This window comes from Curtobacterium sp. ISL-83, from assembly GCF_018613895.1.
In the GTDB taxonomy this organism is placed as follows: domain Bacteria; phylum Actinomycetota; class Actinomycetes; order Actinomycetales; family Microbacteriaceae; genus Curtobacterium.
The window spans coordinates 89,050-112,061 of sequence record NZ_JAGGPH010000003.1 but is presented as its reverse complement, the minus strand read 5'-3'; the positions used below and the strand labels follow the sequence as shown (position 1 = coordinate 112,061).

The window sequence follows — 23,012 nt, the reverse complement described above, 5'->3', positions numbered from 1 at the left end:
GTCACCGAACGAAGAGCCGCTTGCTGTACCAGCGGTCCGAGTACGGGTCGTCGTTGAAGGCGTCGATCCGCTCGAAGCCGTTCCGCTCGTAGAGGGCGCAGGCTTCCGGGAGCTCGGCGCGCGTGTCGAGCCGGACGGTGTGGATCGCCCGTGCTCGGCACACCCCTTCGGCAGCACGGAGCATGCGTGTACCGACGCCACGACCCCGATGGCTCGGGACCGTGAAGACCTTCGTGAGTTCCGCCACGCCGTCGAGGAAGCGGATCCCGGTGCAACCGATCGGGAGTCCGTCTTCCATCGCGGCGAGGAACACCCCGGTGCTGCCTTTCAGATCGTCGTACGGTTCGTCACGGAGCGCCTGGTCGACCTCCTCGGGGCTCGCTGACCGTCCGTACCAGCGCGACGCAACGTCGGACAAGTACTCGCGGACGATCCGGTCGGCGAGGGGCGTCCCCGGAGCGAGGGTCTGGATCGCGGGCACGAGACGGAGCGTACGGGAAGGCCCGGATCGCGTCCCTGACCCGGCGCTCACAGGACGGCGACCGCCGTAAGGTGCTCCTCGTGACGAACGAGGTGCAGGACGCGTACTCGCGGCGCGCTGGTGAGTACATCGCACGCCTCAGCTCCATGGCGAGTGTCCACCCGTCGGATGTGCACCTCGTGACGGGCTGGGCCGAGCGCGTCGAGGGCACTCTGCTCGACGCGGGGTGCGGACCCGGTCACTGGACCGCGCACCTCACGGCGAGCGGACTGGACGTCCGAGGAATCGACCGTGTGCCGGAGTTCATCGACTCCGCCCGCCGGCACCACCCCGCTGCACGGTTCGAGTTGGGGAACCTCGAGGACATCGATGCCGCACCCGGCAGCGTCGGGGGAATCCTGGCGTGGTACTCCCTCATCCACCACGAGCCTGGCGACCTCCGTGTTCCGCTGCACGAGTTCGCCCGGGTGCTCCGACCGGGCGGCGAGCTGCTGGTGGGCTTCTTCGTCGGTCCGGACACCGAGGCATTCGACCACGCCGTGACCACCGCCTACCGGTGGTCGCTCGACGAGATGCACGCCGAGCTGGACAGGGCCGGTTTCGATGCCGTGGAGACGCACACGCGGACCGGGTCCCAGCCGAAGCCCCGGCCCCATGCCGCGGTCGTCGCCCGCCTCCGTACCGGACCGAGCGCCCCGCCGAGTGGTCGCCCATCCCCGAACCGCGCGACGTGACCGCTGCCCTCCGCGACGGAAGGGCAACGACGTGGCGGGGTCGAGGCGCCGCGCCGCTGCCCACGGGTCAGCGAGCGAGCTCGTCGACCTTCGGTGCCACGTCGGCCGTGACCGTCGCAGGCGTCGGCGCGAACCGCGCGAAGGCCCCGATCACGGCTGCGACCAGCACCAGGGCGGCACCCGACCACATGGCCGCTGACACCCCACCGGCGTTCACGATCGCGCCTCCGACGGCCGCCCCGACCGCGATGGCGGCCTGGAGGAACGACGCGAGGATCGCGGAGACGCCGTCCGGGGCGTCCGGTGCAGCTCGGAACGCCCAGTTCTGCAGGGTCACGGGAGCGGCGCCGGCCACCAAGCCCCACAGGACGGTGACCACGACCGGTCCGACCGGCGCGGCCGTGAGCAGTTGCGTCGCCGCGAGGACCACGGCCAGGGCGGCGGGGACGACGATGGTCGCCAGGCGAGTGGCCCGCGACGCGAGTGCGCCGCCGACGAAGTTGCCCACGATGCCGCCGAGGCCGTAGAGCACGAGGATCGTGCTCATCAGCGCCTGAGGCGTGCGCAACGTCCCGGAGTAGTACGGCTCGATGAACGTGTACGCCGCGTACTGCCCCACCATGGCGAACACCGTCCCGAGGACGAGCATGATCACCGGTCCGCGGGACACGAGCCGGGGAAGCGCTGCGAGCGAGGCCTTCCCGGGCCCGGGGATCGCCGGCAACGCGACGACCTGCGCGGCGACGACGATGGCAGCGAACGCGGTGGCGAACCAGAACACCGCTCGCCAGTCGACGACCGTCGCGAGGAACTGGGTGGCCGGGACACCGATCACACTGCCGACCGAGATCCCGCTGAAGATGTAGGCGGTCGCACGCCCGACGACGCGCTGGTGTGTGATCCGGGTGGCGAGGCCTCCCGCTTGTGACCAGAACCCGCCGATCGCCACGCCGAGCAGGCCACGTGCGATCAAGAGCACGGCGAAGTTCGGAGCGAGCGCCGACAGCGCGTTGGCGGCGAGGAACAGGACGCCGAACGTGAGGAGCAGGTGTCGGCGGTCGAGGCGCCCGGTCGTGGCGTTCAGCACGAGGGCGGACACCGCCGCGACGAGCGCCGGCATCGAGACGGTCAGGCCCACAGTGCCCTCCGAGACCCGCAGTCCGCCAGCGATGTCGGAGAGCATGCCCACCGGGAGCAGTTCCGAGATCACGAGGGCCAGCGATCCGAACGAGATCGCGGCGATGGCCGTCCACGCCCGCCGTTGCGGGATCGGCCAGCCGTCTGATCGAGGGTGTGCAGTCATGGTTCGTCGGCTCCTTCGAAGTGGTGTCCCTGCGGACGGCGTCCGCCGTGCGCGATCGCACGGGGACTGCGCCGCAGCCGAACACGGTTTATGATTGATCAGTCAAGAACTGTACGCCGTTCTGGACCAATCAGTCAACAACCGATGCGGTGCGCTCACCGCGAACAGGAGTCCGCATGCCGAGGCCACGCGCGTTCAACGAAGACGAGGTCATCGCGTCGGCCAACCAGGCCTTCTCGAGGACCGGGTACGCCGGCACCTCGATCGACGATCTCGTCGCAGCGACGGGGCTCGGGCGACAGAGCCTGTACAACGCGTTCGGTGGCAAGAAGGAGCTGTTCATGCGAGTCCTGCTCAGCGACACGGCAGACGCGGTCGCTGCGCTCGAGGCGCTCCACCACGGGGACAGCCCCCTCGTCCGGATCCGCACCCAGCTACTGAAGGTCGCGGTCACCTACGGATCGGCTCGCGAGCAGCCATCGCTCTTCGCGAAGGCCGCGATGGAGCTCTCGAGCAGCGACCCCGACGTCGCCGCATCGGTCCTGAAGACCTTCGACGACATGCAAGGGCACTACCAGGCCTGCATCCGCGACGGGCAAGAGGCGGGCGAGATCCAGGCGGACGCCGACGCGGAAGCCCTCGGTGCCTACTTCGTCGCCCTGATCGAGGGGATGGCGATCCTCGGCGGATCCGGTGTCGCTCGGACGAAGCTGACGACGGTGGGCCTGACGGCGTTGGCCGCCATCCCGCTCACCGAGCACGGGCGAGCAGCCCTGGAGGTGCCGGCCGGCGAGTGGACCTGACGCCCGACAGTCGGCGCGGGCCGCCTGCCCGCAGGGTCAGCGGCTCAGGCGGACGACGGGAAGGCTGACAGGCCCGAAGGACTCCTGTTTGACGGCGCCGTCACGTTCGAACCCGTTGCGACGGTAGAAGGCTTCCGCCCGGGGATTGTCGTCGGCCATCCACAAGTACGCCCCCGTGTTTCCCACCGCAGCGTCGAGCAACCGCTGCCCGGCTCCCGTGCCGTACGCGGAAGCGAGGACGTAGATGCCTTCGAGTTCGCGAGCACGAGCGGCGTCGTGGTCCCGTCCCGGTCCGGCTGAAGCCCACCCGATGGTCGTCGTCCCGTCGATCGCGACGAACACGTCCGTGATCCCATCAGCGAGGATCTGCCGCCATCCGGACGCTCGCCGTTGCTCGTCGAGCGACGCGAGGAAGTCCGCAGGCATCAGGTGCGCGTACGCCTCACGCCACGCCTGGACGTGGACGGCAGCTATTCCGGCCGCATCAGCGACCTGCGCGGCGCGAACGGTGAGGGACACCCTCCCAAGCTACTGGGGCTCGGACGACGCCGGCATCAGATCTGGAGGCACGGCACGCAGGCCGGCAGGCCCGGTCAGGAGTACCCGTGACCGATCACGGCGTGCGCACCCGCCAGCGGTGATCTGTCAGGACACGGCAACTCCCGACACTCCTCATCAGGAGCACCCCGCAACCGACGCAAGGAGTCGCCGCTCATGAACACCCTTCCCCGCTTCGCCCTCACGACGGCAGCAGCGTGCGCCGTCATGGCTGCCCTCGCCGGGTGCGCTGCAGCAGCACCCACCGCTCAGTCATCGCCGCCCGCACCGCGTCCGACAGCGAGCGCCACGCCGCGCTCGACGCCCGCGACGGCCTCCCCCACACCGACAGCACCACCGGCACCGGCACCGGCACAGGCACCGACGCCGACGCGGGCAACACCGCCGGCGCCGGCAGCGGCCACACCGACCGTCTCACCGTTGGCCCAGCACATCTACGACGAGTGCAACATCGGCGCTGATGACGCGAACGTCGTGTTGCAGTTCACCGAGCACCCGGTCGGGAGGACTGTTCGCGGGACCTACATGCTCGTCTACCCCATCAAGCAGTTCACGGACGGTCACACCGACCCGTGGGCCATGTACACCTGCAACCTCACCGACGACACGGTGCACTCCACCTTCGTCGGAGGAGGCATGATCGACTCTCACTGATCTGTGCCGTCCGCGGGCTACTCCGCAGCGGCACCCCACCGTCCGAGCGCGAGGATCGCGTCGCGCAGGGCCTGCCCGCGCTCGGTCAACGCGTAGGCCCGGGTGTTGTGCCGGAGGGGCAATCGGGTCAGCACGCCAGCCGTCTCGAGCTCGCGGAGGCGGGTCGCGAGGATGTTCGTCGGCACGCCGAGGTCGCGGTGCAGGTCGCCGTAGCGCTGGGGACCGTCGAGCAGGCGCTCCACGATGAGCAGCGCCCACCGCGGCCCGACGACGCCGAGTGCCGCAGCGAGGTCGCTCACGCGGTCGCGTCGACGTCCGGCTTCATCCAGAACGGCGAGTAGTGGTAGCCGTCCGGGTCGTCGAACTGCCGCTGGTACATGAAGGGGTAGTCGTCGGTGTCGCCGACCCGACCGCCAGCGGCGCCGGCGCGCTCGACGAGCTCGTCGACGGCTTCGCGGCTGCTGAGGTCGAACGAGACCGTCACCTTCGACGGGGTGTCGGGTCCGCCGATGAGTTCCTCGACACCCCCGACGGCGGCGTACGCCTCACGGCTGGTGAGCATCACGTACTGGTCCGGGGCGATCGCGAAGCACGACACGTTGTGGTCGGACATCTCGGCGTTGAGCGCCCACCCGAGGGCGGTGTAGAAGGCGGTCGTGCGCTCGACGCTCTCGACCGGACAGCTGATGAAGAGGCTCATGGGCAGATACTTGCAAAACACAAGTGACCGGTCAAGGGGCACTCGCGGATCGGACGCCCGGCGTAGAATCCCGTGTGACCTCCGAGCTCCCCGACCCCACCGGTATCGCCCCCGCGGACCTGGACACGACGCTCCGGGTCCTCGAGCAGCTGACCGCGATCGACGAGACGCATCCGGACTTCATCCGCGTGCGGCAGGCGACGGCGAAGATGTTCAAGGCAGTGAAGCGCGCCCACCGGCTCGAGAAGCGAGCGGTCATCGCCGACGCAGATCGCCGTGTGATCGCCGCGACCGCCACGGGTGCCGCGGACCGGATCGACGACGAGACCCGCGGCGTGCTGATCACCAGCTCGACGGCGGCGTCCACCGCGGGCACCCTCCTGAAGTCGCGCCCCTGCTACATGTGCAAGCAGCAGTACACGGTCGTCGACGCGTTCTACCACCAGCTCTGCCCCTCCTGCGCTGCGATGAGTCACGCGAAGCGTGACGCCCGCACCGACCTGACCGGCAAGCGGGCGCTGCTCACCGGCGGTCGAGCGAAGATCGGCATGTACATCGCACTGCGCTTGCTGCGCGACGGTGCGCACACCACCATCACCACACGCTTCCCGCGAGATGCAGTCCGACGCTTCACGAGCCTCCCGGATTCCGCCGACTGGATGTCGCGACTGAAGGTCGTCGGCATCGACCTGCGCGACCCCGCACAGGTGATCGGGCTGGCCGAGGACGTGGCGGCGGCCGGGCCCCTCGACATCCTGATCAACAACGCGACGCAGACCGTGCGCCGCTCCCCCGGGGCGTACCAGCCCCTCGTCGACGCGGAGCTCGCGCCGCTCCCCGACGGACCGCTCCCCGAGTTGGTCACCTTCGGGCACACCAACGACCAGCACCCGCAGGCGCTCGCGCGTTCGGTGACCGCCCACCCGATCCTCGCAGCCGCCGCAGCCCGTGCGGACCAGCTCACGGAGCAGGCGATGGCTCCGGGGTCGAGCTCGCTCGAACGGCACGCGATGGGGACCGCGATCGATGCCGGCGGTCTCATCCCGGACCTCCACGACGAGAACTCGTGGACCCAGCACGTCAACGAGGTGGACCCGCTCGAGATGCTCGAGGTCCAGCTCGCGAACACGACGGCGCCGTTCATCCTGATCTCCAAGCTCCGCCCCGCCATGGCGGCGAGCGAGGCGCGTCGCACCTACGTCGTCAACGTCAGCGCGATGGAGGGCGTGTTCGGCCGTGCCTACAAGGGGCCGGGCCATCCGCACACGAACATGGCGAAGGCCGCGGTGAACATGCTCACGCGCACGAGCGCGCAGGAGATGTTCGAGACCGATCGCATCCTGATGACCAGCGTCGACACCGGGTGGATCACCGACGAACGACCGCACCCGACGAAGGTCCGGCTGGCGGAGGAGGGGTTCCACGCGCCGCTCGATCTCGTGGACGGGGCAGCCCGGGTCTACGACCCGATCGTTCGCGGGGAGGCGGGCGAGGACGTGTTCGGGGTCTTCCTGAAGGACTACGCGCCGAGCTCGTGGTGATCGTCGCGGAGTACGTCCCTCACTGAGCGGCTCCTCGAGCTCGGCGCGGACCGACGATGAGGTCGATCGCGATCTCGATCGACTGGGCGTACAGCTCGCGCGATGAGGTCTGGTGCTTGACACCGATCGAAGCACTGATCAGTGTGCTCGCGCGGTCGGCGGCGTCCGTTGGGTGCTCGTCTGTGATCGCCCTGGTGATGAGGTCCCGGAACCGCCGCGGAGCGGTGTCGAGCACGGGGCCCAGCAGCGCGGGATCGAAATCGCGCGTGCCCATCGTCTGCTCAGTCAGTGGTCCGATGAAGGAGCCAGCCCAGCGCTCGAACGCAGCGAGGAGCCGGACCTGGAGTGGACGCCCGTCCTCGAGCACCTCGGCGATGACGACGAGGTCGCGCTCGAGTGCTCGCTCCACGGCCTCGCGGAACAGCACGGGCTTCGAGTCGAACAGGAAGTACAAGCCCTGACGTGACAGGCCCGCCGCCCGTGCGACGTCGTCCATGGAGGTCTTGCGGTACCCGAACCGGACGAACACCTGAATGGCGGAGTCGAGGACGGCGTCTCGTCGGGCAACCCCGGTTTCGGCCGACGAAACGCGTTCAGGCATGCCCACACTCTACCAGTGAGGAAACGCACTATACAGACTGTGACAAGTGCGTATAGTCAGACGCATGTCTGCTTCCCTGATCGTCACGCCCTTCACCCCCGCAAGCACCGCTGACGACGTGCTCCGCGATGTCGTCCTCGACGGGCTCCGGGTCATTGTCACCGGAGCGTCCTCCGGGCTCGGCAGGGAGACCGCACGGGCGCTGGCCGCTGCCGGAGCTGAGGTGACGATGGCTGTCCGGAACGAAGCGGCTGGCCGCAGCGCAGCGAACGAGTTCGCGGCATCCGGGTTGCGAGGACAACTCCACGTCGCGACGCTCGACCTCGCCGACCAGGCCTCGGTGTCCCGGTTCGTGGAGCGATGGGACGGACCACTCGATCTGCTCGTCAACAACGCCGGAATCGTCACCGGAGGCCTCCAGCGGACAACCGAAGCGTGGGAGCTGCAGTTCGCGACCAACCACCTCGGGCACTTCGCGCTCTCCGTGGGCCTGCATCGTGCTCTCGCATCTGGCGCTGCACAGCACGGCGGCGCTCGCATCGTGTCGCTGAGTTCCACCGCACACATGCGCGACGGAGTTCACTTCGACGACCTGCACTTCGACCACCGCCCCTACGATCCACAACTCGCGTACGCGCAGGCGAAGACGGCGAACTCGCTCTTCACGGTCGAAGCGACCCGCCGGTGGGAGTCGGACGGGATCGTCGCGAACGCGGTCAACCCCGGCGGCGTGGTGACCGGACTCCAACGGGACTTCACGCCGAGGCAGAAGGCTTCGCTGGACGCCGCCGAAGCCGCCGGACTCTTCTCCTACAAGACCGTCGGGCAGGGCGCCGCGACCACTGTCGTCGCGGCGGTCCGTCCGGAGTTCGCCCATACCGGCGGGCACTACCTGGACGACGCGCAAGAGGCCTACACGGTCCCCGACGACGCTTCGCTCGCCGATCACCCCCACGGCGTCAAGGCGTGGGCGCTCGACCCCGACGCAGCAGAACGGCTTTGGGACGTGTCCGGCGACCTCGTTCGACCATGACTTCGACAGGACCTGGCGATCGGCTACTGGAAACCGGCGGAGGACTCGGCGCCGCTCAGCGTCTCCTCGTCCGCCGCGACGTCCTGCTGCACCGCGAACTGCGTCCGGTGCAACTCCTCGTACCGCCCACCGACGGCCAGCAGCTCCTCGTGCGTGCCGCGCTCGACGATCGACCCGTCCTCGACCACCAGGATCATGTCGGCGCTGCGGATGGTGGAGAGGCGGTGCGCGATCACCATCGCCGTCCGTCCCGCGAGCGCCTCGCTGAGCGCCGCCTGCACGGCGGCCTCGGACGTGGAGTCCAGCGCCGCCGTCGCCTCGTCGAGGATGACGACGCGTGGCTGCGCGAGCAGGAGCCTCGCGATGGTCATCCGCTGGCGCTCACCCCCGGACAGCCGGTAGCCACGCTCCCCCACCATGGTGTCGAGCTGGTCCGGCAGGGACCGGATGAGCGGCTCGAGCCGCGCGCGGCGGACCGCGTCCCAGACCTCATCGTCGGTTGCCTCCGGCCGCGCGAGGCGCAGGTTGGAGGCGATGGTCTCGTGGAACAGGTGACCGTCCTGTGTCACCATGCCCAGGCTGTGCCGCATGGAGGCGAAGGTGACGTCACGGACGTCGGCGCCAGCCAGGCGGACGGCGCCGCTGTCGACGTCGTAGAGGCGCGACAGGAGCTGCGCGATCGTGGACTTGCCGGCACCGGAGGTGCCGACGAGGGCGACGGTCTGCCCCGGCTCGATCCGGAAGGAGATGCCGTGCAGGACCTCCTCGCCGCCACGGGTGTCCAGCGTGGACACTTCTTCCAGCGAGGCGAGGGACACCTTGTCCGCCGACGGGTAGGCGAAGCGGACGTCGTCGAACTCCACGGCGACCGGGCCGTCGGGCACCGTGACGGCGTCGGGCTTCTCCTGGATCAGCGGTTCGAGGTCCAGGACCTCGAAGACTCGCTCGAAGCTGACCACGGCGCTCATGATCTCCACCCGCGCGTTCGCGAGGCTCGTGAGCGGCGCGTAGAGGCGGGTGAGGAGGAGCGCCAGGGTGACGACGTCACCGGTGTTCAGCGCGCCGCCGAGCGCGAGGGAACCGCCGAGCCCGTACACGAGCGCGAGGGCGAGCGCGGAGACCAGGGTGAGTGCGGTGACGAAGACGAACTGCAGCAGCGCGCTCCGGACGCCGATGTCGCGGACCCGGGCGGCGCGGACGCGGAACTCCTCGGCTTCCTCGTCGGGCCGGCCGAACAGCTTGACGAGGGTGGCGCCGGGGGCCGAGAACCGCTCGGTCATCTGCGTGCTCATCGCGGCGTTGTGGTCCGCGGCCTCGCGGCGCAGCGCGGCGAGGCGGCTGCCCATGCGGCGGGCGGGCACCAGGAAGATCGGGAGCATGACCACGGCGAGGACCGTCACGAGCCAGGACGTGCTGAGCATGACCGCAAGGGTGAGGATCAGCGCCACGAGGTTCGTGACCACGCCGGACAGCGTGCCGCTGAACGCCTGCTGCGCACCGATGACGTCGTTGTTGAGGCGGCTGACCAGGGCGCCCGTCCGTGTGCGGGTGAAGAACGCGATCGGCATCTTCTGCACGTGGTTGAAGACAGCGGTGCGGAGGTCGAGGATCACACCTTCGCCGATCCGCGCCGAGTACCAGCGCGTCGCGAGTGACACGGCGGCGTCCCCCACGGCCACGAGTGCGATGACGATGGCGAGCCGGACGATCGTGCTGGCCGCACCCCGGGCGGCGATGACGTCGACCACCTGGCCGGCGAGCACCGGCGTCGCGACCGCCAGGAACGCACCCACGACCGAGAGGGCGATGAAGACCAGCAGCTTGGACCGGTACGGCACGGCGAACGTCATGATCCGTCGCAGGGACGCACGGGAGAAGCCGTGCTTGTCGTCCCTGGCGGTCGAGATCTTGTACAGCGAGCTCCAGGCCGCGCCTTCCATGCTCATTGCGGTTCCTTCCGTGGGCGGCTGGCCCGGGATCTCGGTGTCCTCCCCGGCGTCGGCGAGCAGGGAGTCAGGATACGGCTCGACCGCCACGCACCGTGCGGCGGTTCGCGCTCGGCACCTCCCGAGGGGCCGTTCGGCGACGTGCACCAGCAGTTCGACAAGTGGGTGGCTCGTCCCAACTGGCTTAGTCTCGAGGCGTGATCACCAGCAAGGGCCAGGCCACCAAGGCACACATCATCGAGACCGCCGCGACACTCATCGGTCGGTTCGGCGTGGCTGGTACCAGCTCCGATGACGTCCGCAAGGCCGCGGGCGTCAGCGGATCGCAGCTGTCCCATTACTTCGGCAGCAAGCAGGCGCTCGTGCGGGCCGTCATCAACCACCAGTCCGAGTCGGAGATGGCGGCTGGACACCCGATGCTGCGGGCGCTCGACAGCATGGATGCGCTCCGAGCGTGGGCTGATGCCGCGGTCGAGAACCTGGATCACGGCAGCGGTTACGGCGCCTGCACGCTGGCCATGCTGGCAGGATCTGCGAGCCCTGGAGACGAGCAGACGCGCGAGGAGCTCTGCGCTGCGTTCGTGCGTCTGCAGTCGCTGCTCCGCGACGGCATCGGAGCCATGCGCGACCGGGGCGCCCTCCGCCCGGATGCTGATGTCGAGGAACTGTCCCTGGTGCTGCTCACCGCGCTCCAGGGGGGCACCCTCCTCGGGCAGACGATGCAGACGGCGACGCCCATGCGAGCGTCGATGAACGCCGCCCTCGCCTACCTCGAGTCGTTCGCGGGCGAGCAGCAACACTGACTGCCCGGCGGCCGAACCGGTCCCGTGCTCGCGGCTCGTCCATCCATCCAGAACCGGAGCACGATCGCTCACTGCGCTCCCCGGATCCCATCCGCTCGCGAAAATGGGTCGAGCGTCCCAAAAACTGTGCAACGATTGGGACAATCAACCCAGAAGGAGCAACCGTGTCGGATCTCACCGGGCAGACAGCCCTCGTCACCGGAGCAACATCAGGCATCGGCCGAGCGGTGGCAGAGCTGCTCGCGCAGCACGGTGCCACCGTCATCGTGCACGGGCGCAACCCCGAGCGGGGAGCGGAGCTGGTCGCGTCGATCACCGGCAACGGAGGCTCGGCGCGCTTCGTGGCTGCGGACCTCGCGGATGCTCGGGACGTCGAGCGCTTGGCGCGCGAGGCGGGCGCGGTCGACATCCTCGTCAACAACGCTGGCATCTTCGAACTCGCCTCCACCCTCGGCACCACGGTCGACAGCGTCGACCGGCACTTCGCCATCAACGCTCGCGCACCCTTCCAGCTGGTCGCAGCCCTCGTCCCGCACATGATCGAGCAGGACCACGGCGCCATCGTGAACATCAGCTCGGGGGCGGCGACGACCTCCTCGTCGGTCGGGGCGGTGTACGGGGCATCGAAGGCCGCCCTCGACGTCTTCACGCACTACTGGGCCACGGAGTTCGGCGCTCACGGCATCCGTGTGAACGCCGTCGCGTCCGGCCCGGTCCGCACGCTCGGAACGGAATCGATGCTCGCGGCCGCCGGTGATGCGTTGGACAAGACGACCGCCCGAGGCCGCATCGGCGACCCGGCCGAGATCGCCGAGGTCGTGCTGTTCCTCGTCCAGTCGCGCAGCAGCTACGTCAACGGCGCGGTCGTGTCCGCGAACGGCGGACGACGAAGCGCGCTCCCGAGCTGAGCCCGTCGGTCGCGCCCGCTGGAGGCGCGTCGCGGCTCCTCTTCTCGGCCGTGAGCACCCGCAGGACTGCAGGCGGCACGCGCCGATGGATCACGTCAGCAGCCTGCCGGACGGAAGCCGCGCCTCCAGGCTGACCGAGCACCGCGGCAGACAGCGATCGCACCGTCACTGCCGGACGGTCACCGCCCCGCGGTCGCGTGCGCGCTGACCTGCGCCGCCGTCAGCACCGTGCTGTACACCGCCGCGTACCGCATCGATCCCGTGAAGTAGTAGTTGCTCGGCGCCCCGGGCCACCCGCTGATCGTGTCGTACCCGATGCGCCAGTACCCGGTGGCGTTCTCGGGCGCGGTGTAGGTCGCGTTCGACGCCACGAGCGCCCCGTCGGCGTACAGCCGCATGCCGGTGCTCGCGGACATCGTCGACACCACGTGGTGCCATGCGCCGTCGTTGTAGGCCTTGGGTGAGGTGACGACCTGGGTGGTGCCGCTGTAGGCGCCGAAGACGAGCTGGCCGCTCGTGTTGATGTAGATCTGCCGGTCGTGCTGGCCGGAGGAGGCGGTCTGGTTGCTGCCGAAGCCGATGAGCATGCCGCCGGCGACGGTGGTGCGGAACCAGACCTCCTCGCTGAAGGTGGTGGGGTTCGTGACGGCGGTCGGCGTGGCCACGAAGCTCGTCGAACCGTTCAGCAGGTACGAGGTCCCGGCGTCGCGGGGGCAGGCGTTCGGCGACGGCGTCGACGCGGTCATGGTGCCCTGGTAGGTGCCGTTCGCACGGTTGGCGGACTGGTCGGTCGCGTTCGTCGCGTTCGAGGCCTCCCCGAGGCGGTAGGCGAACACTGCGGAGCCGATGTCCGCCCCGACGGCTGCGGAGCAGGTGAAGTACTGGGCGGTTCCGGCGGAGTCGCCGTTGTCGGTGAGCTTCGCGTTGAACGCGGACCGGGTCGGCGCGAACTGGGCCAGGAGCACGACGACGGCGAGTGCGACGACGAGCAGCAGCGCGATGACCTTGCCGTCGCGGAGCCGTTCGAACCTCACGGGCTTCATGATGCCCGAACCGGGTGCACCCGACCGATCGCCAGGCACAGCACGAGCGGGATCAGGCAGATGCCGATCAGGAGCGCCCAGCCGGCCGGGTCGAGGTCGATCGAGGAGGTGAGGTCGTAGTGCCCGTTCGCCGAGAGCTGGTCGATCGTGACCCGACCCACCTGGCCGCTGACCAGGTGCACGCTGCTGCCGCCGTGGGCGTCGATGCGCACGGGGAACATGCCCGAGGAGATCACGGTCGCGTGCACCTGGTGCGGGGTGGCGGTGTTCGTGATGGTCGTGACGGCCACGAACGGCTTGAGCACGAAGGCGGCGTACGCGGCGGTGAGGGCGCCTCCGGCGATGCGGAGTGACCCGCGGGTGACGCGATCGGCGAAGGGGCTGGTCAGCACGAGGATCAGGAGCGTGCCGACGAGCAGGATCGGTGCGGCGCGGAACAGCCACCCGATGTGCGGGACCATCAGGACCGGGCTGCCCACCAGGTTCTCCTGGGTCAGCGTCCACGGGTCGACCGCGCCGTTGACGTCACCGCGGGTGTGGATGCCGGTGGGTCCGACGGCGATGACGCGGTGGGTGTACGTGACGTCGGGGTTGGCCGGCACCCGGTAGGAGACGATGTCCCCGACATGCAGCGAGGCCGCGTCGACCGGCAGGTCGAGCACCAGGGTCCCGACGGGGGCCGCTTCGCCCATCGACGGGGTCTCGACGACGAACATCTTGCCGCCGGCGGTGAGGAACAACACTGCTGCGGCCAGCAGGACGGCCGCGACGGCGGCGACGGACCAGGCGAGGACGGTCTCGGAGCGTGTGACGGACCGGCCGCGCAGCACCGGGCGGGGAAGGATCCCGCTCAGCGGGACGGCGGTGGTCTGGCTCATGATCTGCTTCCGAGGTGTCCGGGTCGGTCACGGGGGTGGGCGACGCTTCGACGTGGTGCTGGTCGAAGCGCCGCCCGGGGGTGGGACGAGCGGGGTGGATCAGGCGGTGAAGGTCCAGGTCATCGGCACCGAAGCGGCGAGGCCCTGGTAGGTGTTGCCGGCGCTGGAGTTGAGCGTCACCGCGAAGTTGAAGGGGACGGAGGCGCCGGCGGCCGGGGCGGTGGGCATCGTGAAGGCCGAGGCCGGTGCAGCGGCGAAGCTGGCGAGCGTGCCGGAGAAGACGGTCGTCGCACCGGAGGTGATCACGAGGTTCATCTTGGCGCACAGGTCGGTCGCGGTGCCGTTCGCCGTGCCGTTGGCCGACTGGGTGCAGGTCGTGCCCGGAGCGAGCGTGAAGGTGGAGGCGGTCGCGGTGCCGGTGTTCTTGATCGAGATCGCGGTGTTCACCGTGTTGCCCGGCGTCATCGTCGTGCTGCCGCCGAACTTGTTGATGGTCGCGCAGGTGGCGGAGTTCGTGGAGACCGAACCGTTGTCCGTGCTGTTGCAGGTGACGGTCGCGCCGGCGTTCTGCTCCTGCATGATCAGGGTGCCGCTGCCGGCGGAGTTGCTGCTGTTGGTGATGCTCGCGGCGAACCCGGAGAGGGTGCCGGTCAGCGACAGGGAGAGCAGGACGGCGGCGAAGATGCCCGCGAGGAGCGCCACGGGGGCGAAGCGGAGACGCTTCAGCGGGGAGATGCGGTGCTGGTTCGACACGGGATACCTCGTTGTTCGTAGGAAGACGATCTGCAATTTCGAGTACCGAATTGCTTGATCATCAAGATAGCCAGTCCTTCACGCACTTCGCCAGTCCCCCGAGGTCCCCAGAGAGGGGGACACGGCCGCACCCCCGCCGTGGGGCACCCGTCAGAGCCCGGACGCCCGGTACCGTGAGCACGCGGCGATGCCACTCACCACGAGCGAGCGGCAGGGGCTGCCGCAGGACGGACGGGAGGCACGGTGCCGGAAGAGCGCGATCCTCACCTCGGCGACGCTGCCGCCGACGGACTCCTCGTGTCGTTCGACGCCGTCACGCGGGCGCACGCGAGCCTCGTCGCACAGCTCAGCGCGCGGGCGGGCGTGCACGAGACCGGCTTCCGGGCGCTCATGCTCATCAGCGACACCGGGTACTCGACCCCCACCGAGCTCGCCGGCTTCCTCGGCCTGACCTCCGGAGCCGTCACGAACATGGTCGACCGGCTCACGGCCTCCGGGCTCGTCGAGCGCCGACCGAACCCGGCAGACCGCCGCGGTTCACTGATCCGGCTCACCCCGGCCGGCACCCGCGTGGTGGACGACGCTCGCGGCCGACTCTCCACGCTCCTCCTGGCCGTCAGCGACGCACACGGACAGGACCTGGCGGCCGTGCTGGACGACCTGGCGAACGCCCTGCTCGACGAGGCCGTGACCGTCCTGGCCCACCCGGACGATGCCGAGGCTGACGCGGACGAGCCCGGTCCCGGCACGGTGCGGGCCTAGCGCGTTCGCACCGTCACGCGCCCAGGTGCGCAGCGAGCACGTCTCGCACGCTCGTCCAGGACTCCTGCCCGTAGCGGTCGTTGTCGACGTGGCGGAGTTCCGCCTCGCCGCTGAACATGCTCACGAAGTACTGCATCCCCTGCCACGCCGGGAACGGCTCGTCGTCGTCCCGACCCAGGCGTCGCCCGACCTTCGCCATGGCGGAGAGCGTGCCGGCGGTCCCCGCCCACTGCAGCCCGAACCGGGTGCCCGTCAGCCGGGACATCGTCGCGGCGACGCTCCTCGCGGTGACCCGGTCACCAGCGACCTCCACGACCCGGGGTGCACCCGAGTCGAGGGCGACCCGGGCGGTCGTCCTCGCGACGTCGTCCTTCGTCGTGAAGTCCAGCACCTGGTCCGCCGAGGACCAGAACAGGACCCTCCGGCGGTCGAACAGGATGAGCGGCGCCTGCCCGGTGAGCATGTCGGTGAACGCGCCGTTCAGGACACTGGTCCCCCGGATCGGCGCCGCGTCGACGTCCGCGGCGAACTCGCGGCGCAGCTCGAAGTTGCGGTTCGTGCCCGGGGTGATCGAGCGGTAGTCAGCGGAGTAGTCCGACGGGACGAACCGCGGGACGCCCGCGGCGACGGCAGCTGCCAACAGGGCCCGCTGCGCGTCGACGATCACGGACCGCGTGCCGCTGACCGCTGAGACGACGACCTCGACGCCGTCGAGCGCCGTGCGGAGGCCAGCGGGGTCGGTGTACGCGGCGCGGACGATCTCGACCCGGTCATCGGAGAACAGCCCGTCGGCCGACGTGTTCTCGGGTCGGGTGAGGACACGGACGCGGACGTCGTGCTCGAGGAGCGAGCGGACGATGCGCCCGCCGAGATCACCGGTGGCGCCGGCGACGAGGACGGTGGTGGTCATGGCGTCGACGCTACGCGAGGCGTCGGGCCTAGGCTGGCGGCTGCCGCACCACCGCGTGTACCCCGAACCCGTCCACCCCGAGGAGACGCCGATGTCCGACACCACCTGCCACATGTCGATCTCGCTCGACGGATTCGTCGCCGGGCCCGACCAGAGCAGCGAGCACCCGCTCGGCAAGCGCGGCGGTGAGCTGCACGGCTGGCACATGGGCGCACCCGGCGCCACCGCCGACGACGAGGCCGCGGCCGCGTGGTTGATGCGCCCGCGCGGCGCCTACGTGATGGGCCGGAACATGTTCGGACCCATCCGCGGTGAGTGGGACGACGCCTGGGACGGCTGGTGGGGCGCCGAGCCGCCGTACCACGCACCGGTCTTCGTCCTCACGCACCATGCGCGCGACCCGATCGTGATGGAGGGCGGGACGACGTTCCACTTCGTCACCGACGGCTTCGACGCCGCGTACGCGCAGGCGCTCGAGGTCGCCGACGGCAACGGTGTGGACATCGCTGGAGGCGCCTCCACCGTCCGGCAGGCGTTGGCCGCGGACGTGATCGACGAGCTCACGCTCGACATCGTGCCGGTCCTGCTCGGCAGCGGGGAGCGGATCTTCGACGGTTCGCAGTCGTTCGACTTCGAGCCGGTCGAGGTGCTCCACTCCCCGCTCGCCACCCACGTCCGCTACCGCCGCCGCCCCCGCGCGTAGTCCGCGAACGGGCGCGGCGGCGGAGCCGAGCTCACCGGCTTCGGGTCACTCCGCCGACCAGGTCACGAGCCGCGGGTCGGCGATCCCGACCTCGTGAACGGCTCCGGTGACGCGGAGCGTCGCCCGCTCCGTCGCCGACCCGGGAACGGGGTGCCGGGCCGGACCGTCGCCGGACGCGACGATCCCACCGGAGTCGACCGCGCCTCCAGGCCGTGACGCCCCCGCGTGGGACGCGACCCACACCTGCACGTCCCCCGGTTCGACGACCTTGCGCATCGCGCGGTCGGTGAAGGCGAAGCGCTGGACGGGGACGCGGAACCGCACGCGGACCGACTCCCCCGCGGCGAGCGCCACCCGCGCGTAGCCGAGCAGCTGCACGACCGGCCGCGTGACGGACGCGTGGACGTCGTGTCCGTAGAGCTGCACGACGTCCTCGCCCGCGCGGGTCCCGGTGTTGCGGACCGTCACGGACGCCTCGAACGTGCCGTCGGTCGTCACGGACTCGTCGACGACGAGGTCGGCGTGCTCGAACGTCGTGTAGGTGAGCCCGAAGCCGAACGGCCGGACGGGCGTGGAGTCCGTCGCGGTGACGTCGGACGGACCGCCGAGTCGCGGGTGCAGGTACGAGTACGGCTGCGCACCGGCCGACCGCGGCATCGAGACGGGCAGGCGTCCCGACGGGTCGGCACGTCCGGTGAGCAGGTCGGCGATCGCGAGGCCGCCGCCCTCACCCGGGAAGAACGCCTGCACGACCGCTGCGGGCCGCGGCTGGTCGCCGTCGAGCGCCCACCCGATCGCGTACGGGCGCCCGGTCAGCAGCACGAGCACGGTCGGGGTGCCGGTCGCGACGACCGCCTCGACGAGCTCCCGCTGGACGCCGGGCAGGTCGAGGGACTCCGAGTCGTTGCCCTCGCCGACGGTGCCGCGCCCGAAGAGCCCGGCCTGGTCCCCGACGACGACCACGGCGACGTCGGAGGCGGTGGCGGCACGGACGGCGGCGTCGAAGCCCGAGCGGTCGTCACCGGTGACCGTGCAGCCGGGGGCGTAGCGGACGTCGGTCAGGGGCTCGAGCGCTTCGCGGACCGTGGGGATCGCGAAGCCGAGCGGGAGGTCGGGGTGCGTGGCGAGCACGTGGTTCGCGAAGGAGTAGCAGCCCTGCAGGGCCTCGGCGCGGTCGGCGTTCGGGCCGATCACGGCGACGCGCGGGCGGGCGGCGACGGACGCCGACGCAGGCGCTGCGTCGTCCTGCTGTGCTCCCGCCAGCGGCAGCACCCCGTCGTTCGCCAGCAGCACGAGCGATCGTGCCGCGAGCCGACGTGCCAGGTCCTGGTGCTCCGGGGAGTCCAGGTCGACGTCGGTCGGCGGCTCGTCCTCGAACACGTCGGGGTCGAGCAGCCCGAGCCGCTCCTTCTGCCGCAGCACCCGGAGCACGGCGCGGTCGACCAGCGCTTCGGGCACGGAGCCGTCGCGCACGCGCTCGACGAGGGGCGCCAGGTACGCGTCCCCGGTCGGCAGTTCGACGTCGATCCCGGCCTCGAGCGCCATGGCGGCGGCCTCGCCCCGGTCCGCGGCTGAGCCGTGCATCACCTCGAGGAACGCGATCGAGAAGTAGTCGGCGACGACGGTGCCGTCGAAGCCGAGTCGGTCGCGCAGCAGGTCGGTCAGGAGCGCGGCGTTCGCGGCGACGGGCACCCCGTCGATCTCGGCGTACGAGTTCATCACCGAGCGGGCACCGCCGTCGAGCAGCGCCATCTCGAACGGCGGCAGGAAGACGTCCGCCAGTTCGCGGGACCCGGCGTGCACGGGCGCGTGGTTGCGTCCGGCAGCCGATGCCGAGTAGCCGAGGAAGTGCTTGAGCGTCGCGTCGACGCCCGCGCTCTGCAGGCCGCGGACGTACGCGGTGCCGATCGTGCCGACGAGGTACGGGTCCTCGCCGATGCACTCGTCGACCCGACCCCAGCGGGGGTCGCGGATGACGTCGAGCACGGGTGCGAGGCCCTGGTGCACGCCGAGTTCCCGCATCGAGCGGCCGATGACCGCTCCGACCTGTTCGACGAGTTCCGGGTCGAAGGCCGCACCCCACGCGAGCGGGGTCGGGAACGTCGCGGCCTTCCACGCGGCGAGCCCGGTCAGGCACTCCTCGTGCACGAGCGCCGGGATCCCGAGCCGCGTCTCCCGTTTGAGGCGACGCTGCTCCCCCCAGAGCCAGGCGGCGCGCTCGTCGGGTTCGACGGGGCGGGTGCCGTAGACGCGGGTGAACTGGCCGATGCCGTCGCGGGTGATCTCGGTCAGGCTCGCGCCGTCCTGGGCCGCGGCCATCTCGCCCTGCATCGGGGCGACGACGCCGTTCTGGTCGAGCCAGTAGCCGACCAGTTGCGCGGTCTTCTCCTCGAGGGTCATCTCCGCCAGCAGGGCGGTGACGCGGTCGGACGGGAGGCCCGTGGCCGCGTCCGGCAGGCCGGTGGCGGTCGTGCCGGTGGTCGCGTCCGGACCGGTCGTGTTCGTGGTGGTGCTGGCGGTCGCGCCGGTGGTCGCGTGCGTGGTGGTCATCCCTTGACCGCCCCGGTGAGACCTCCGACGATGCGCTTCTGGAAGACGGCGAAGAAGATCAGCGCCGGGATCATCGACAGCGACGTGAACGCCAGCACCCGGGCGGTGTCCACCGAGTACTGCGACGAGAACGCCTGCACCCCGAGCGGCAGCGTGTAGCTCCCCGCGTCGTTCAGGATGAACAGCGGCAGGATGTAGCTGTTCCAGCTGCCGATGAAGGCGAGGATGCCCGTGGTGACCACGCCCGGCAGCGACAGCGGCACGACCATCCGGAAGAAGAAGCCGAGCTTGCTCGCGCCGTCGATCGACGCGGCCTCCTCGAGCTCCTCGGGGATCGCGCGGAGGAACGGCACCAGGATGATCACGGTCGTCGGCAGCGCGAAGGCGATCTGCGGCAGGATCACCCCGGCCAGGGTGTTCGTCAGGCCGAGGTCCTTCACCAGGAGGTACAGCGGCGTGATCGCGACGGTGATGGGGAACATCAGACCGGCGGCGAACAGGCTGTAGAGCGCACCGCGGCCGCGGAACTCGTACCGGGCGAGCACGAAGCTCACCATCAGGCCGAGGACCACGACGCCGATCGTGGTGGTGACGGCGGCGATCGCGGAGTTGCCGAGCTCCTGCCAGAACACGCCGCTGCTGAGCACCGCGGCGTAGTTGCCGAAGTCCCACGGCGACGGGAACCCGGCCGGGCTCGACGTGATCTGCGAGTTCGTGCGGAACCCGCCGATCACGATGTAGGCGACCGGGGCCACGCACACCGCGATGAAGACGAGCGCGATGAAGTAGGTGCCGAGGTTCCGCTGCGGCCGGGTTGAGGGAGCGTCGTCGGCGGGGCGGCGGCGCGACGGGGGACGCTGGCGTGCGGCGGCCCGGACGCTGGTGGCGGTCATCGGCTGCTCTTCTCGGTGAGGGCCCCGGCGGTGTCACGGCGCAGGACGAAGCGTTGGTAGACCAGGGCGATCGTGAGCGAGAGCACGAAGATCACGACGGCGACGGCGTTGCCGTACCCGTAGTTGCCCGAGTTCCGGCCGTTGGCGACCATGTACGTCGCCATGGTCGAGGTGCCAGCGGTCGAGGCGATGTACTGGCCCCAGATGATGTAGACGAGGTCGAACAGCTGCAGCGAGCCGATGATCGACAGGAACACCCAGATGCGGACGGTCGGGCCGAGGAGCGGCAGGGTGATCCGTCGCTGGATCTGCCAGTAGCTGGCACCGTCGAGCTGCGCCGCCTCGAAGAGCTCGTCCGGGATGCTCTGCAGGCCGGCGAGGAACAGGATGACCGCGAAGCCGATGTACTTCCACGAGATGATCCCGAGCAGGGTCCAGATCGCGATGTCGGGGTTCGACAGCCAGTCGGTGCGGAGGCCACCGAGACCGACGGTGCGGAGCAGGTCGTTGACCGCACCGTTGCCCTGCAGCATCAGGCTCCACCCGGTGCCGACGATCACCTCGGAGATGACGTACGGCAGGAAGATGAGCACGCGGATCAGGCCACGGCCGCGGATCCGCTGGTTGAGGAGCAGGGCGAGGATGATCGCGATCGGGCCCTGCACCAGGAGCGACCCGACGACGATGATGCCGTTGTGCCAGAGCACGCCGCGGAAGTCGGGGTCGGTGAAGATGATCTTGTAGTTGCCCAGCCCGACGAAGTCGGTCGGCGGACCGTAGCCCTGCCACTTGTAGAAGCCGTAGTACGCGGCCAGGATCACGGGCAGGATGACGAACGCGACGAACATGATCGTCGCCGGTCCGGCCAGCAGCGCGATCTCGACGCGACCGCGGGCGTCGATGCGGCGGGTCCGGGACCGGCGGACCGGGGCCGGCGACGTGGTGTCGCCGGCCCCGGTCGTGCTGGTCCCCGACTCGGTCCGCGCGCCCGAGCGGGGCGGACGGGGAGCGAGGGAGGTGGCCATCGGTTCCGCTACCCCTTGGCCGCGGCCTGGTTGACGGTGCTCACGATGTCCGAGACCGAACCCTTGCCGGCGAGCAGGTTGACGACGCTGGTGTTGAGCGCGTTGCCGACGTTCTGCCCGTACACGGTGTCCAGGTAGTTCGAGACGAACGGTGCCTTGTTGTACGCCGCGAGGACGGTCTTCAGGTACGGCTCGGTCACGACGGTCTGCGCGGACTTGTTGGCCGGGATCGCGTCGAAGGCCTTGTAGTAGGCCTCCTGCACGGGCTGCTCGGTCATGTAGTTCAGGAACTCCGTGCACTCCTTCTGCGGGGCCTTGGCCGAGCAGGAGTAGCCGTCGACGGCGCCCATCATGGAGGCGCTGTCACCCTTGCCGCCGGAGACCGACGGGAACGGGAAGAAGCCGAGGTCGGGCAGCTGCTTGGCGTTCGGGGTCAGGGACGAGATCACGCCCGGGTCCCACGCACCCATGAGCTCCATGGCGGCCTTGTGGTTGGCGATGAGGCCGGCCGAGCTGCCTGCGCCCTGCTGTGCGGCAGTGGTCAGGTAGCCGTCGTTGAAGGGCTTCGTGTCGAAGAACGTCTTCGTGTCCTGCCCGGCCTGCTTCCAGCAGCTGTTCGTGAACTTCAGCGTCTTCGCGGCCTGGTTCAGGGTCGACTCGCTGCAGTCGCGCAGGGCGAAGTTGTAGTACCAGTGCGCGGCGGGCCAGGCGTCCTTCGCGCCGACGGCGACGGGCTGGATGTTCGCGGCCTTCAGCTTGGCGATGTCGGCGTTGAGCTCGTCCATGGTGGTGGGCGTGCCCTGGATGCCGGCCTGCTTGAAGAGGTCCTGGCTGTACCAGATGCCCTCGGGGTTGACGTCGACGGGCATCGCGTAGGTCTTGCCGTCCAGCTGGTAGCCCTTGAAGGTGCCGTCGCTGATCTCGGACTTCGCGGTCTTCCCGATCGAGCCGCTGATGTCCATGAGCTGCCCGGCCTTCGCCATCGCGCTCATCTTGCCGCCGCCGCGCTGCAGGAACACGTCGGGCGCCGAACCGGAGTTCAGGGCGGTCTGCAGCTTGCCGTCGAGGTCCTCGTTCTGGATCGCCTGGATCTTGATCGTGACGTTCGGGTGCTGCTTCTCGAAGTCCTTGACCGTCGTCTCCCAGAACGCCTTGCCGGGACCGGTGGTGGAGTTGTGCCAGAAGGTCATCGAGACCTTGCCGTTGCCGTCTCCTGATGCGCCGTTGCCGCCGGCGGAACAGCCGGTGGCCAGCAGCGCGGTTGCCCCGATCAGCGCGATGGCTGTCGCGGCGCGGATCTTCCTCGTCATCGTGGAACTCCTCGGTGTCGTCGTTGACTCAGCGACATCGACTGCCGCTGCGGAGAGCGTGCCAGGCGGACCGGGGGCTTGTCAATCGATATCGATAACGTTTTCTATTCGTGATGGAGC

The 23,012-nt window shown here is 69.9% G+C and carries 24 protein-coding genes; 9 read left to right on the top strand and 15 right to left on the bottom strand.

The genetic code is table 11. The features are described 5' to 3' along the window. Position 1: 1 nt before the first annotated feature. Complete coding sequence (locus J7E22_RS02005) at positions 2–481, bottom strand: GNAT family N-acetyltransferase (protein WP_214978383.1); 480 nt, start codon at positions 479–481, stop codon at positions 2–4. 80 nt (positions 482–561) lie between these two features. Between J7E22_RS02005 and J7E22_RS02000 the strand changes: the two genes are divergently transcribed. Then, complete coding sequence (locus J7E22_RS02000; protein WP_308159108.1) at positions 562–1,215, top strand: class I SAM-dependent methyltransferase; 654 nt, start codon at positions 562–564, stop codon at positions 1,213–1,215. A gap of 67 nt (positions 1,216–1,282) precedes the next feature. On the opposite strand, the gene J7E22_RS01995 is transcribed toward J7E22_RS02000, so the two are convergent. Continuing rightward, on the bottom strand, positions 1,283–2,518 hold the full coding sequence (locus J7E22_RS01995; RefSeq protein ID WP_214978381.1) for an MFS transporter: 1,236 nt from the start codon (positions 2,516–2,518) through the stop codon (positions 1,283–1,285). Between the two features lie 176 nt (positions 2,519–2,694). On the opposite strand from J7E22_RS01995, the gene J7E22_RS01990 reads away from it, so the two are divergent. Beyond that, positions 2,695–3,321 (top strand): TetR/AcrR family transcriptional regulator, encoded by a 627-nt coding sequence (locus J7E22_RS01990; RefSeq protein ID WP_214978379.1) that lies wholly within the window; start codon positions 2,695–2,697, stop codon positions 3,319–3,321. Positions 3,322–3,357: 36 nt separating this feature from the next. Here J7E22_RS01990 and J7E22_RS01985 read toward each other — a convergent pair whose 3' ends face one another. Then, complete coding sequence (locus J7E22_RS01985; RefSeq protein ID WP_308159107.1) at positions 3,358–3,840, bottom strand: GNAT family N-acetyltransferase; 483 nt, start codon at positions 3,838–3,840, stop codon at positions 3,358–3,360. A gap of 459 nt (positions 3,841–4,299) precedes the next feature. Between J7E22_RS01985 and J7E22_RS01980 the strand changes: the two genes are divergently transcribed. After that, positions 4,300–4,533, top strand: a complete 234-nt coding sequence (locus J7E22_RS01980) for a hypothetical protein (RefSeq protein ID WP_214978377.1) — start codon at positions 4,300–4,302, stop codon at positions 4,531–4,533. A 17-nt stretch (positions 4,534–4,550) separates the two neighbouring features. On the opposite strand, the gene J7E22_RS01975 is transcribed toward J7E22_RS01980, so the two are convergent. Beyond that, the gene (locus tag J7E22_RS01975) at positions 4,551–4,832 is read right to left on the bottom strand and encodes a helix-turn-helix domain-containing protein (protein ID WP_214978375.1); all 282 of its coding nucleotides are present in this window, start codon (positions 4,830–4,832) and stop codon (positions 4,551–4,553) included. After that, a complete protein-coding gene (locus tag J7E22_RS01970; RefSeq protein ID WP_214978373.1) occupies positions 4,829–5,233 on the bottom strand; it encodes a VOC family protein in 405 nt (134 codons plus the stop codon). Before J7E22_RS01970 ends, J7E22_RS01975 begins: the two co-directional genes overlap by 4 nt. A 74-nt stretch (positions 5,234–5,307) precedes the next feature. Here J7E22_RS01970 and J7E22_RS01965 point away from each other — a divergent pair, with 74 nt between their 5' ends. Further along, a complete protein-coding gene (locus J7E22_RS01965) occupies positions 5,308–6,774 on the top strand; it encodes an SDR family NAD(P)-dependent oxidoreductase (RefSeq protein WP_214978372.1) in 1,467 nt (488 codons plus the stop codon). Positions 6,775–6,793: 19 nt separating this feature from the next. Here the strand turns inward: J7E22_RS01965 and J7E22_RS01960 are convergent, their stop codons facing one another. Next, the gene (locus tag J7E22_RS01960) at positions 6,794–7,375 is read right to left on the bottom strand and encodes a TetR/AcrR family transcriptional regulator (RefSeq protein ID WP_214978370.1); all 582 of its coding nucleotides are present in this window, start codon (positions 7,373–7,375) and stop codon (positions 6,794–6,796) included. 64 nt (positions 7,376–7,439) lie between these two features. On the opposite strand from J7E22_RS01960, the gene J7E22_RS01955 reads away from it, so the two are divergent. Further along, positions 7,440–8,408, top strand: coding sequence for an SDR family NAD(P)-dependent oxidoreductase (locus J7E22_RS01955; protein ID WP_214978368.1), 969 nt, complete (start codon positions 7,440–7,442; stop codon positions 8,406–8,408). Positions 8,409–8,431: 23 nt separating this feature from the next. On the opposite strand, the gene J7E22_RS01950 is transcribed toward J7E22_RS01955, so the two are convergent. Then, positions 8,432–10,354, bottom strand: coding sequence for an ABC transporter ATP-binding protein (locus J7E22_RS01950; RefSeq protein ID WP_214978366.1), 1,923 nt, complete (start codon positions 10,352–10,354; stop codon positions 8,432–8,434). Between the two features lie 197 nt (positions 10,355–10,551). Between J7E22_RS01950 and J7E22_RS01945 the strand changes: the two genes are divergently transcribed. After that, positions 10,552–11,157, top strand: a complete 606-nt coding sequence (locus J7E22_RS01945) for a TetR/AcrR family transcriptional regulator (RefSeq protein WP_214978364.1) — start codon at positions 10,552–10,554, stop codon at positions 11,155–11,157. Between the two features lie 164 nt (positions 11,158–11,321). Next, a complete protein-coding gene (locus J7E22_RS01940) occupies positions 11,322–12,065 on the top strand; it encodes an SDR family NAD(P)-dependent oxidoreductase (RefSeq protein ID WP_214978362.1) in 744 nt (247 codons plus the stop codon). 179 nt (positions 12,066–12,244) lie between these two features. On the opposite strand, the gene J7E22_RS01935 is transcribed toward J7E22_RS01940, so the two are convergent. From J7E22_RS01935 to J7E22_RS01925, 3 genes are all read right to left on the bottom strand, one after another. Further along, the gene (locus J7E22_RS01935; protein WP_374193245.1) at positions 12,245–13,108 is read right to left on the bottom strand and encodes a LamG domain-containing protein; all 864 of its coding nucleotides are present in this window, start codon (positions 13,106–13,108) and stop codon (positions 12,245–12,247) included. Beyond that, entirely contained in the window at positions 13,105–13,986 is an 882-nt protein-coding gene (locus J7E22_RS01930) for a S26 family signal peptidase (RefSeq protein ID WP_214978359.1), read from the bottom strand. Before J7E22_RS01930 ends, J7E22_RS01935 begins: the two co-directional genes overlap by 4 nt. 99 nt (positions 13,987–14,085) lie before the next feature. After that, entirely contained in the window at positions 14,086–14,739 is a 654-nt protein-coding gene (locus J7E22_RS01925) for a hypothetical protein (RefSeq protein WP_214978357.1), read from the bottom strand. A 243-nt stretch (positions 14,740–14,982) separates the two neighbouring features. On the opposite strand from J7E22_RS01925, the gene J7E22_RS17825 reads away from it, so the two are divergent. Next, entirely contained in the window at positions 14,983–15,501 is a 519-nt protein-coding gene (locus J7E22_RS17825; RefSeq protein WP_214978346.1) for a MarR family transcriptional regulator, read from the top strand. Positions 15,502–15,514: 13 nt separating this feature from the next. Here J7E22_RS17825 and J7E22_RS01915 read toward each other — a convergent pair whose 3' ends face one another. Beyond that, positions 15,515–16,411, bottom strand: coding sequence for an NmrA family NAD(P)-binding protein (locus J7E22_RS01915; RefSeq protein ID WP_214978344.1), 897 nt, complete (start codon positions 16,409–16,411; stop codon positions 15,515–15,517). A gap of 91 nt (positions 16,412–16,502) precedes the next feature. Here J7E22_RS01915 and J7E22_RS01910 point away from each other — a divergent pair, with 91 nt between their 5' ends. Then, complete coding sequence (locus tag J7E22_RS01910) at positions 16,503–17,114, top strand: dihydrofolate reductase family protein (protein WP_214978342.1); 612 nt, start codon at positions 16,503–16,505, stop codon at positions 17,112–17,114. A 45-nt stretch (positions 17,115–17,159) separates the two neighbouring features. Here J7E22_RS01910 and J7E22_RS01905 read toward each other — a convergent pair whose 3' ends face one another. Genes J7E22_RS01905 through J7E22_RS01890 form a run of 4 tightly spaced genes read right to left on the bottom strand, consistent with a single transcriptional unit; the run spans position 17,160 to position 22,892 of the window. Continuing rightward, positions 17,160–19,664 carry a glycoside hydrolase family 3 N-terminal domain-containing protein gene (locus J7E22_RS01905; RefSeq protein WP_214978340.1) on the bottom strand — a complete coding sequence of 835 codons (2,505 nt, stop codon included), beginning with the start codon at positions 19,662–19,664 and terminating at the stop codon, positions 17,160–17,162. Further along, positions 19,661–20,557, bottom strand: a complete 897-nt coding sequence (locus J7E22_RS01900) for a carbohydrate ABC transporter permease (protein WP_214978338.1) — start codon at positions 20,555–20,557, stop codon at positions 19,661–19,663. Before J7E22_RS01900 ends, J7E22_RS01905 begins: the two co-directional genes overlap by 4 nt. Beyond that, a complete protein-coding gene (locus J7E22_RS01895; RefSeq protein ID WP_214978336.1) occupies positions 20,554–21,582 on the bottom strand; it encodes a carbohydrate ABC transporter permease in 1,029 nt (342 codons plus the stop codon). Before J7E22_RS01895 ends, J7E22_RS01900 begins: the two co-directional genes overlap by 4 nt. 8 nt (positions 21,583–21,590) lie before the next feature. After that, the gene (locus tag J7E22_RS01890; protein WP_214978334.1) at positions 21,591–22,892 is read right to left on the bottom strand and encodes an ABC transporter substrate-binding protein; all 1,302 of its coding nucleotides are present in this window, start codon (positions 22,890–22,892) and stop codon (positions 21,591–21,593) included. Positions 22,893–23,012 lie beyond the last annotated feature (120 nt).